11 protein-coding genes are annotated in these 11,037 nt (G+C 63.1%); 3 read left to right on the forward strand and 8 right to left on the reverse strand.

Annotation, left to right across the window (positions count from 1 at the left end; translation table 11 throughout):
* Genes CXY75_RS01425 through CXY75_RS01470 form a run of 8 tightly spaced genes read right to left on the reverse strand, consistent with a single transcriptional unit; the run spans position 1 to position 8,489 of the window.
* Positions 1-438 (reverse strand): hypothetical protein, encoded by a 438-nt coding sequence (locus tag CXY75_RS01425; protein WP_104081096.1) that lies wholly within the window; start codon positions 436-438, stop codon positions 1-3.
* The gene (locus CXY75_RS01430) at positions 438-1,508 is read right to left on the reverse strand and encodes a hypothetical protein (protein ID WP_104081097.1); all 1,071 of its coding nucleotides are present in this window, start codon (positions 1,506-1,508) and stop codon (positions 438-440) included. Before CXY75_RS01430 ends, CXY75_RS01425 begins: the two co-directional genes overlap by 1 nt.
* Before the next feature lie 17 nt (positions 1,509-1,525).
* On the reverse strand, positions 1,526-3,055 hold the full coding sequence (locus tag CXY75_RS01435; RefSeq protein ID WP_233201660.1) for a type IV secretory system conjugative DNA transfer family protein: 1,530 nt from the start codon (positions 3,053-3,055) through the stop codon (positions 1,526-1,528).
* Positions 3,052-4,761, reverse strand: a complete 1,710-nt coding sequence (locus tag CXY75_RS01440; RefSeq protein ID WP_104081098.1) for a hypothetical protein — start codon at positions 4,759-4,761, stop codon at positions 3,052-3,054. Before CXY75_RS01440 ends, CXY75_RS01435 begins: the two co-directional genes overlap by 4 nt.
* Positions 4,758-6,200 carry a hypothetical protein gene (locus CXY75_RS19645; protein ID WP_158251083.1) on the reverse strand — a complete coding sequence of 481 codons (1,443 nt, stop codon included), beginning with the start codon at positions 6,198-6,200 and terminating at the stop codon, positions 4,758-4,760. The genes CXY75_RS01440 and CXY75_RS19645 overlap by 4 nt, the downstream gene beginning before the upstream one ends.
* A gap of 26 nt (positions 6,201-6,226) precedes the next feature.
* Positions 6,227-6,934 (reverse strand): hypothetical protein, encoded by a 708-nt coding sequence (locus tag CXY75_RS01460; protein ID WP_104081102.1) that lies wholly within the window; start codon positions 6,932-6,934, stop codon positions 6,227-6,229.
* A 24-nt stretch (positions 6,935-6,958) separates the two neighbouring features.
* The gene (locus CXY75_RS01465) at positions 6,959-7,291 is read right to left on the reverse strand and encodes a hypothetical protein (protein ID WP_233201661.1); all 333 of its coding nucleotides are present in this window, start codon (positions 7,289-7,291) and stop codon (positions 6,959-6,961) included.
* Positions 7,292-7,304: 13 nt separating this feature from the next.
* Positions 7,305-8,489 (reverse strand): hypothetical protein, encoded by a 1,185-nt coding sequence (locus tag CXY75_RS01470; protein WP_104081103.1) that lies wholly within the window; start codon positions 8,487-8,489, stop codon positions 7,305-7,307.
* 328 nt (positions 8,490-8,817) lie between these two features.
* Here CXY75_RS01470 and CXY75_RS01475 point away from each other — a divergent pair, with 328 nt between their 5' ends.
* From CXY75_RS01475 to CXY75_RS01485, 3 genes are all read left to right on the forward strand, one after another.
* On the forward strand, positions 8,818-9,129 hold the full coding sequence (locus CXY75_RS01475; protein WP_146069318.1) for a hypothetical protein: 312 nt from the start codon (positions 8,818-8,820) through the stop codon (positions 9,127-9,129).
* 121 nt (positions 9,130-9,250) lie between these two features.
* Positions 9,251-9,481: a hypothetical protein gene (locus tag CXY75_RS01480; RefSeq protein ID WP_104081105.1), complete on the forward strand. Its 231-nt coding sequence runs from the start codon at positions 9,251-9,253 to the stop codon at positions 9,479-9,481.
* Between the two features lie 306 nt (positions 9,482-9,787).
* A complete protein-coding gene (locus CXY75_RS01485) occupies positions 9,788-10,792 on the forward strand; it encodes a hypothetical protein (protein ID WP_104081106.1) in 1,005 nt (334 codons plus the stop codon).
* Positions 10,793-11,037 lie beyond the last annotated feature (245 nt).

Below are 11,037 nucleotides of genomic sequence, written 5' to 3' on the forward strand. Positions count from 1 at the left end.
TTACGCGGTTTTAAGTCGGTGCAGGATCGAGCGCGCAATCCGCGCTTCGTCGTCGGCTCCCGCGAACCGTTCAGCGATCGACATATCAACGCCGACCATCACCGCCATTTCTGACGGCATGACTCGGCTATCAGCTAGGCGCTGCAGCAGCGCGTAACGTTCGGGCCGGGTGGTCACGTCATAGGTTTTGGCGACCCGGTAGGCCTCGTGTAGCCAGTCCAGGACCGAGCGAACGGCGCATACGTCACCGTCAATGTCCACGCCTTCGAGCCGGTAGCTCACGGCCACCAGCTCGGTCGTGACAGTTGCCAGCTCGTCGCGGTGCCGGCGCAGCGCGACGTCTAGCCAGAGGTCCACGGTTACGACGTCGTGCGCCGCGTTAATGACGGTCCACTCTTCGTTAGCGAGATTGGCGATCGACGTTGTTTCGGCGGGCATCAGACACCCGTTTTCAGTGACCCGGTGAAGGCGGGATCGACCTGCAGGTGAATGTGGTTGCAGCTGTCGTTGAACTGATTCAGTCCGGCAAAATCGATCGAGGTGCCGGCGTCTGAGCGGCACTGCACTTGCCCGGTAGCGGAGCCCTCAGGCATCAGGGGCGCGAGGATATTCAGGAGCTTGATCGCGTTAGCGTCCGCTCCCGTTGTCGGTGTGCGGTCTAGGGAGAAGAAGTCCACCGCGTGGCCGCCGCCGTTAGCCCAGTGGGAGCTATTCGGGTTGCCGAGGTACTGGTCGGTGCACAACCGGTTTATGTCGGAGATTCCGACGCTGCCAAACGTGTTGACGGCAATGGTGATGATCTGCAAAATGGCCAGGTTGATTCCGCAGTTCTCGTGAACCTCACCAGCGGCGATCCAACGGATTTCTCTCAGGTGGTCCGGTGCAATCCCGGTGATGTTGCCCGCGTCGATTTTCACGACCAGGTCGGCCGCGAGCTGCTGCGCGTTGCCCTCCGTCGCTGTCGCGGCGCATGCAGCGTCACCGCCTACGAGAGCGGCAACAACGGATTTAGCTGGGGCGTAGTACGGCGCGTAGTGGTCGGGGTCCGCGTTGATCTGTACGGCGTGAGCCGCTGCGGTGGGCGTGAGCGTCTCCCAGTTCGGGATCTTTACCAGGCGTTGAAAGAAGAACCCGGCCGACACGGTTGGGTTCAGGCGTTGCGCGAGAGTGCCCCAGGTGTCGCGCTGCTGGAACAGGCCTCGAGAGTCGGGCCCTGCCAGGTCTCCGTATTCGATGTTGCGTAGGCCAGATTCGCCCATGGACGTCATCACGGCCAACGTTTGGCCTTTCACGTTCACGCCCGCGGCCGCGCCTGCTGTGATGATCGCGGCGGCGTTGACGAGCTGGTCGCCGGAATAGCCGGCTACAGGTTCCAGGTCGGCCACGGTGGCCGGGCTGATGGTGGCCGCCACCGCGCATGAGTTTTTACCGCCGCCGGTGACGAACACGATGCCGGTAAAGGCGAATACCAGCACGATCAGAAGGGCTACGCCCCCGAGCTTTCCCATACTGTTCCCCTCCCCGGTTACGCCGTCGCCGCGCCGGCTGCCATAGCCTCGTCGGTGTTGGTCACGTCGATTTCCCAATCGGAGCGGATGTGGCGCATATGCGTTTCCGGGTTGGAACCGTACTTGAACACGCAGTTTCCGGGGTTCAGGTCCATCAGCGTCTCCGCGGTATCCGGGGCGAAGTTGAACGTCTGAGTGACCCACCGGGCGTCCTCGTCGCGGTCCTGCCGGAATGCGTACACCGTCTGCGCTTCCTGGACGACGGTGTAGCCGGGGCTGTCTTCGGGAATGTCGGTGCCCTTGTGCATCACGAACACGTTGGAGATACCCAGCCCTCGGGAGAGCTTCTGGTTGGCCTTGACTAGGCGAGCAGAGGGCCCACCGATCATGTGCCAGCCCTCTTCATAGATAACGTTGGTGATGTACCCGCGTTCATGGCGCAGACGGCCCATCAGCCACATATTGCCAATTGCCATAACCGTGGGAACCGCGGGCCCGTCGTCGGGGAGCTGGGACACGTCGAACGTTGTCAGCTTGTGTGCCAGGTCAACGTTTCGGCTGGTCTCGCCGTCGAATACTCCGGCGTAGGTTTCCAGCAGGTTTTCCAGGCCGAAGCGGATCGATAAGCCCGCTTGGTGGAATCGTTCTTTGGCCAGGTCCGAAAGGTTCTGATCCGCCGGAACGTCGCCCAGGTGCGGCAGCAAATCCGCCGTGGTGGCCGCGCGGGTGGTGTTCGCCGCTTCTCTCTCCGCAAACAGGTTCTGCAGCGCGTAGCGGGTCGCTTTTTCTTCCCACTCGGACGCGGGCAGATCGTTGCGTGCAATGCGCGCAACGGCGTTGATAAGCAACATCTGGCCCTGCAGGCCGGTGCCTTGAGCGATAAGCGGGTCCATCAGGTTCAGTCGGGTGCCGGAGCCGTCCGGGTCGAATCGCAGGGGTTCTGCGCCCAGCCGGCGGGCCACGGCCGAATATTCGCCCTCGCCGCCCTGGTCCTTCTTGTCAAACACCACCGCGCGGTGATTGCGCAGCAGCAGCGGGCGCATGACAAGCACCGTTTTGGTGAATGAGGACTTGCCAGAACCGACCGTGCCCAAAACCAGTACGTTAGGGCTGGTGATGCGCCGCGGCGTCATGTTGTACGCAGTCGGAGCATCGTGGCAGATCATCGTCGACGAGAGATTGTCTGTCCCGTTGACGACTCCCTCAATCCCGGTTGGGGCACCGATGATGCCCGTATTGAGAATCTCGGCCTGTCGTGTCGTTGTCGGTGCTCCGGCCAGCGACGGGGCGTACCAGCCGCGGGCGGCCGCTGAGGGCGACGAGCGCAGCCGGGAGCCGGGCAGGCTGAATGGCGTCACGTCCAGAGGCGCATGGCTTTCATCCGTTGCCGCGCTCTCGGTACCGGTCAGCGCCGGGGCCAAAGCCTCCGGCGGGACGAAGATTTTCAGGAATGGAATCTTGGCCAGGCGCGGCTGCCGGCGCGGCATATCCACGTTTTCGACGGCGGCAGGTGCGGCCGGCTTGGTCTTGATGCGGGTGTTGCTCATGAGATTGCTTCTTTCTCGCTCCGGCCGGCCAGGCGGCCAATGAAGCGGGTTGCGAAGGAGGCCGAGTCTGCGCGGAGCCCGCGCCCGATGGGCCAGGTGCTGCCGGAGGCGGCGGCTTGATAGGAGTCCTGCCAGTCCAGATGGTCGATGCCTAAACCGGTGGAGCAGGCTTCTTCGAGCTGCCGTGAGGCTTGCGCGAGCTCGTCGCGGCTGCCGGCGGAAATGGTGATGTAACCGACCCAGGAAACGCCGTGGTGGTGCGAGCCGGCGGACAGGTCCGCGGCACGGCGCTGCGCGGCCGACATTCGAGTGGTTGATTCGTCGGCGACCAGACGGCCCTTCTCCTGGTCGGCCACGACGCCGGCCATATCGCGCACCACGTCAGCGCGTGCGGCGGCTTTAGCCTGGCCCGCGGGGATCAAGTGCAGGTGGAACGAAACCGTGCGGACACAGGTGAGTTCCCGCCCGATGAGCAGGTCCAAGCTCCACAGCGGGGACCGGCCGGCAACGGCTAGGTTCTCCCCATGGATCGCGGCGGTACGGTGCCACCAGGTCACCGCCGGAGCGTTCTCGTCTGACTCGCCCGGGTGCACGAAAGTGGGATCGACACTCTCGACCACATGCGCCGAGAACTCGTCATGCGAGGCCAACCCGAACTGTGTTGGTTCGACCTGGCGCACCAGGTCAATGGGCATGCTCGGGTTTTGCTGGTGAATGATCAGTGCGGCAGTCTGCTTGGCCGTCAACGCGACCACGTCACCCTCACGAGCCTCTGTCAGACCGCGCACGGTCGCCCGGATTTCATCGTTCATCAGAGCCCGCCAGGCGTCACGACCCTTACCGAACTTCGCGGCCGCATCCGTGAACTGCTGGTTCAGCGGCCAGGACACGACGACGTAATGCCGCTGCACCATGGCGTCAGCGCTGGCCCGGCGGATGACCTGGTCATAGGACCTGGTCTGCGCGTAGAAGGATTCCCGCTGCGCGTCGGTCCACGGCTCCTCAGCCGATTCGGTCTCTAGGCGATTGGTCACCCAGAGTTGCTGCCGCGCCGAGTCGGGCGGCAGCACGCGAGTGAGTGGCTGAATGTCGCTGATGAGCGAGGCCGGCGAGGCCCGGCGACCCAGGAACCGCCCCCAGGCTGCAGAGGCCCGCATGAGAGATTGTGCGGTCTCCATCCCCCGGAGCTGCCCGGAGACGCTGAACGCGACCGAGAGGTAGGGCTGCTGCCCAATCGGAGCATGCCAGGCGATACCCGGCAGGTTGGATGCGTACTGCAGCCAGCCCATCCCGTCGGCGCCGTCTGGGTTAGCCCGCATCTGGCCCAACGCGCGGGACGCGGCGGCTTTCTCCGGCTTGGTGCCGACCGTGGCAAGCTGCTGCAGTCGTCCCCACTCCTCATCGTCGTACGGGGTGTACACGTCCGTGCCGAGGCGCTTGCGTGAGCGCCACCGGGAGCGCTTAGCCCGGCGCTGCAGGATGGTACCGCGGTGCGTGCGCGCGGTAACAAGCATCGTCGCCGCGGCACCGCCGGCAGCGATCAGCAGCACGGCCAGGGAACTGGTCAGCGCCATGCCAACAACGCCGAAAATGACGAACGCTGCCAAACCAATTGTGCGGCCCTTCGAGGACGTACCGCCGAAGAAGGACCGGTGACCAGACTCGCCGCCGAGGTAACGAATCGCGGTTTCCTTGGTGTTACTCATGAGGTCGAGTCCTTCCCGTAGTGGTTTTCTTGGTCATCGACTGGTTCGGCCGCGGCTGCGCCCACAGAGTCAGAGACCTTCTTCGTGGCGTTACCGGCTGCCATAGCGCCGGCCACGATCATTGTTGGGATGCCGATAGCGGCACCAACACCCGTTGAGGACTCGGCAGCGCCGGCGGCCGCCGCACCCTCCGCGGCAGTAGCCGCCGTGGCTCCCCTAGCAGCTGCGCCACCGCTTGCCGCTCCCCCGCCTGCAGCGCCGCCCTTGGTGGCCGCGGTGATCGATGAGCTAGCGTCCTCGGATTCAGCGCCAGCCCCACCGGAACTGCCGGCCGGGCTGGACATTCCAGCGCTAGACGACGCGGAGCCAGCCCCACCGCTGCGAGCAGCCCCGCCACTATCGGGCTGTGAGCTAGACCCAGAGTCACTGACTCTCGCATCGGCCTGCTGCATAGAACTAGAACCGATGTTGCCTCCGCGAGAAGGAGCCCCGCCACTGCCACCCATGGGCAGAACCGGTGCGAACTTCGTTAGCAGCACAGGCGAGAGCCCCGCGATCAACAGCGACAGGATCGACACCACCAGCGTTACCGTGCGTTCCAGTGTGGCGTCCCCATCGAACACATTGATGGTGCTTGACACCATCGAATAGGCGATCGCGAGCATGAAGAACAGCAGCGGGTGAGACGCCAGGATGCCAAACCACAGGTAGGCAATCTTCAACCCGAAGGAGCGCTTTGTCGGGTCAACGATCCAGACCAACCCGAGGGGGAAGAGGACCCCCGAGAAGTACAGCGTGATGAGTTGCACGATGAGGATCAGCACCACGATCAAGAGGCCAATAATCATGAAGATCATCAGAATGATTCCCACGATCGCGCCGCCGGCCAGGCCCGCGCCGTTGTCGTCGTGGCTTAACATCTCGGAGAACTTCTCCACGATGGTTTGCGCGGACGTATTGATTCCCCAGCTGATGAGCGAGTCCGACAGTGCGCCGAAGAACTGCACCAGAATCGCACCCACGGCCGGGCCAAACGCTGCGCCGATAAGGAACAGTGGCGCGTAGAGTCCCAGCGATTCCGCCAGGTCCCGACCCGACTGCTGCCCGCGGGCGGTGCGGACGAACTGCGGGATGAGCAGAGCAGCAAGCACGAACACGGCCAGGCCGAAACTGATTCGGTAGGAGCTGATAAACCAATCAGCCGTCAAATCAGGCAGGGTTGCATGCGTGATCGCGGGCAGCACATCATCGGCCAGGCCCTTAGCGCCGTCCTGCAACATCTGGAAAGAGTTGCCGGCCGGATCAGACCAGAAGTCTGCGAAACCGTTGGCTGTTTCTACAGCACCACCTACGGCATCCCCAACACCCCCAAAGAAGTCACCGACTGCACCAACGGCATCTTCGAGGCCGCCGTTTACGTCGTCATTCAGGCACTCCACGGGTGTTACACAAGGCTTCTCAGCCATTAGCAACCGCCCGTGTACCTGGTGCCGCCTGCAGTTAGCAAGTCTTGGTCCGGGCTGATCCCTGACTCAACGTGCCAAGCGTCGTTCTCCCACACCATTACGAAACCGCCCACGCCGACCTCAGTTGGGCTGAGAGCCCCGTCAATGACGTACCCGGCCGCGAGGGAGACGATGATCCGATCAGGGGTCGAATCTTCCGACACCCGCCATAGCCCGTTTGTGGATGACATGTGGAAGGGGGTCCCCGCCGCGACCTTGCCGCCGGTCGGGTCGTCCCCGACAGCTTCAAAGCTTGTGGAGAGTTGCTTGAAGCTGTCCGGCGCGTTGCTGCCGATGACGCCGCGACTGACCGCGTCTAGCTGGTCAGCGGGTGCGTAGGGGTACTGCCAGTAGAACCGGTAGAAGGACGTAGCGACTTCGACCGCTCCGAAGGTGGTGTGCCCCGCCGCTTTCTGCGCATCACTCACCATCAGGGCGTTGCGGTCCTGGCCGCCGAGGCAGCCGGTGGGCGCAACGTCGTCGCCCGCGCCGGAGCTTCCCCCATCAGCGGGTGCGGATGCGCTCGGTTCGCTCGACGCCACTGCAGTGGGTTCACCACCTGGTTGGGCGGACGAGTAGATGATTCCGCCGGCCACCGCGACGACGACCACGGCTGCGCCGATGACATAGGGCCACCGGCTACGGCCGGCTTTGGTGTACATACGCATGCTGCGCCTCCTAGGGGTTGGCAGTTAGCCGACGAAACTGAGGATCGCGCCGACGATCAGCGCGAGAGCGGCGAGGCCGGCTAGAGAGACGCCAGCCCACAGGGCTTTTTTGCGGCCCTGAGCGTGCTGCTGCGGGTTCGGATTGGAGTCACTGGAAGCGCCGGCCATGGCCACGAGACCCAACGCCAGGTAGACGATGGAGATCAGGATCGCGATTCCCCAAATCGCGGTGATGAGCTTCTGCCACAGTTCAGTGAACTCAGTTCCGCCGAACGAGAAGTCGGGGACAAGCCCGTCGAGGGGGTTATCAATGGCCAGGGGCAGCCGCGAGATGGCGGAGAGAATCAGATCGTTCATTGGTGTGGGCCTTTCAGTGTTCGGTCGAAACCGAGTTTTTGAGGGAAGTGACTACCGCAGCCGCGGCGGCCGCGAATGCGTCACGAGTCGCGGGCGCGAGCTTGGAGAGGGTGATCTGCTGACGCTCGGCAATGTGGGCGTCATAGGGAACTTCGTGCAGCGACGTAACGCCGGCTTCGTACAGCAGGCGCGCCACCTCATCGGAAACGGCCTGGTTTTCCGGCCGTCCGTCCGTGAGCCGAATGGCGATAGCGGTGTCCGCCAGGCGTTTGGGCTGGCCACCGGCGGCGCGCAGCTCCTCGAGTAGTTGAATTGCTTCGAGTACAGAATCTCCCGCGTTCATCACCGGGATAACGAGTACGTCAGCGACCGATACCGCGCCCTGAAAAGCGGATGACGTAGTGACGTTGCCTGAGTCCATAACGCGAATCCCGTAGAACTCATCGATGACCTTGCAGACCGAGATCACGGCCTCACCGGTCAGACGCTCCCGCCGGCCGGTCGAGGCGATCACGTCAGCAAACGACGTTTGCGGGGCGGTGTAGCCATGGAGCCGGCCTGCGGTCTTGACCTGGTCAATATCGCGCACCAGCTCCCCCAGACCCAGCTTCGGGTTGCCTTCGGCCCGATAGCCCAACGCGCCCGGATCGTCAGAGACTTCCAGGACCGCCGTTGATCCCCCACGGATCGACGCCAGTACACCCGCGAGGATGACCGCTGTAGGGGTTTTCCCGGTCCCGCCCTTGGGGTTGTTCACCAGGACCGAAACGGCACGCGTCCAGGTCGCCTGACGAACGACCGTCTCAGCGACCAGGCGTACCGATTCGACGCGACGGGCCTCGATCTCATCGGCCCCAGGCTTCACCGGGAGCCCCATCCTGGCCATAGCTCCACGCAAACCCGTAGTGGCCTTACCGGGGTCAGTGACCGTCAGCGCCGCTGCAGGCCCCCCGAACAGAACTGACGTGGAATCCGCCGGCAGAGACGGTCCGGCAGTCACGGCAGCCGAGGACCGCGGCGGGGCAACGACCAACGGCGAGTCGGTTGCTGCGTCGGGTTCAAGCGCGGCCAGGTCGCCCACGTTCTCGGCGGGCTGTTGCGCCGCTGGTGGGCGCGTGGCGTCCTCTTCGATGTATTGGCTGGCGCGTGCAGCTCCGCCGAACACATCGCTTGCAATTCCACGACTGCTGTCAGTCATAAGTGCTTCCTCTCGAATAGTTTCCTACACATTCGAGGGAGATAGAACAGTCCCCCGAGCTGCTTATCTAGTGTCCCATTTTTGCACCGTGTTTCCACCCAAACGGGGGGTGATTTCCAAAGTTGGGGTAATAAAATGTCGCTTTTTGACGCGGTATTTGCGCTATGTCCCCTTAAAAGCGGACACAGAATGACGACCATCTCACTTTTACACCACTCCACCGATACTGAGGAGACTTTCCAAATTTGCTGGATATGGTGCCCAGTGAACTGCCGCCGATAAGTCTCGGCCTCAACGCGACGTTGGGAGTTCCGGCAAAATGAACGACATGGCTGGAATCAATGCCCCCGAGCGGGTGGCCCGTTTCCACGAGGCCTATTCCGCCCCCACGCGAGCAATCGTGCTGCGCATCCTGCTCAAAAAGCCCCGTACCTACACCGAGCTTTTCGACCTCATCCCCGAGGACGTAATGTCGCGCAACTCCGTGCACGAGGCCCTAAAGGATCTAGGCCGGCTCGGTTACGTCCAGGACGACGCTCCGGACGACTTCAAGCGCCGCCCGCCCAAGACAACGTTCTGGGCCAATCGCGAGCTAATCGCCGACGACCTGGGCGCAACTGTCGCGCACCTTCTGGGCTGACCCCTCCCCCACCTGGCGTGGCAGCGGCAGGGTCCGTCGTGTGGCAATTCGTGCGCTTCGAAATGCGCGACACGCCACCAATGCGTTAGTTAGTCCGAGATATAGGAATAGTATTTCTCCTATGGCAATCCGACGACGCGAACGAGGCACCCTAAAAGACCCGGTGACCCTCGGCTGGGTAGTCCAGAAGCAGCAGCGCGAGAAGTTCATTGCGATTGCAGCGAGAGCCGACGTTTCGGCGGCCGTGCTGTTTGAGCAGGTTGTCGATCACCTTGAACTCACCGACCAGGGCATACCGCCGTGGATGCCTTCGAAGAACCATGACGGGGAGCTGCCCATCGACTCCGATTAACAAGTAAGGCCCGCCGCTTTCGCGACGGGCCTTGAAGCTATGGCTCGAACCTGAAGAAGTTTGGCGACTGACCAGGTTCAGAGCATTTCCAGAAAACCACCGGCTACCAACCGGGCTTTTGCTGTACCCCAATGAAGGAGTGACTTCATCATAAGCGTAAACACGCCCAAAACGCTTGCTGACGCGCCAAAAACCGGCCGTGTCGTGTCCCCCATTGTGCGGACGCCCGGCGCCCCACGTGAGAGTGGAGAGAATCGTGCGGCTTCCTGGTCGTTGCAACCGGTCGAAGGTGCCTACTCCGAGGTAGTGGCTTGGACCAGTGGCGCGTCCTGGTTCGACGCCCTGATGGACTGCCTAGCGACTCCCCACGGCGAGGAATGCCGCCGCCTGGCGAAGGTCGCCGCCGGCACCCTGCTGCGCGTGGCGCGCGCTGATTGGCTCTCAGCGGACGTGGCTACCGGCCGGGGAGTCAGTACCGCACACGAGACAGTCGCGGCCGAGCTGGGCATGTCAGGCAAGACCGTTCAGCGCGCCCGCGAGCTGCTGGAAACGCTGGGGTTCTCCGTCACTATCGCTGTCGGCCGTTACCTCACCAGGAGGGAGCGCACGACCGCACACCAGGTGCACGGCGGTCGCCAGTACCGCGCCGCATCCCTACGAGCCCTGACCCTGCCAAAGAAGAAGCCTGTGGAAAATGTCCAGCTACCTTCCCCTCGGGAAGGTAAGTCTTTATCTCCTGTTGTTAAATCATCACCAACGCGCGCTCGCGCGCGCCGCCCGGTCGCTTCGCTCCCCCCCCAAGGATCAACAAAGCACAAGCGGCGTGGCCACGACCGCAAACCACGCCCGTTCATCGATCAGCGCCTAGCCGCCGAGCTGGTGACCCGCCTCCCCTGGCTCAACAAGGGCCGGCACATCGGCACAGTTAGCCTGTTCCTCCGCCGTTTGGGCGTTACCGGCCACGACTGGACCGCTCACGGCCTCCTGGCTGCCGTGGATCAGTTCTGCGCCAGCACTGGCGCGCGCAATGTCGATCCTCGTGCCCACCGCGATCCCGCGGCCTACCTGGCCTGGCTCATCAACCAAGCCCGAGCAGCCGGTGCAGAGCCCAACCGCACCCGCCACGCCGCAGCGGCCGCACGTCGAGCCGTCGAGCAGGCAGCTCGCGCTGAGGATACCCGCGAGGAGGCCGAGCGCGTGGCCGCTATCGACCAGGAAGCCGTGCAAGCGATCCTGGACCAGATGCGCCGCGACTTCCCCAAGCGGATCAGACCAACACGAGGGGTACCCGGCCTAACCGCACGCTTTTGACTCCCCCAGTTCAACAGTTCCCCATCGGGTGACGCCAACGAATCGCTACGCGATTCCTTGCCACGCAGTTGTCTGTCTCCTGAACTCCGCACGAGGAACTCCAAATTATGAGGGCGACGAAGGATTGCCATTGATTCACCGAGTGATAGCATTTGCTATCAAGTGCTATGAAGTGCTATGAAGTGCTATGAAGTGCTATGAAGTGCTATGAAGTGCTATGAAGTGCTATGAAGTGCTATGAAGTG

Source organism: Cryobacterium sp. Y11, assembly GCF_002929535.1.
Taxonomy (GTDB): domain Bacteria; phylum Actinomycetota; class Actinomycetes; order Actinomycetales; family Microbacteriaceae; genus Cryobacterium.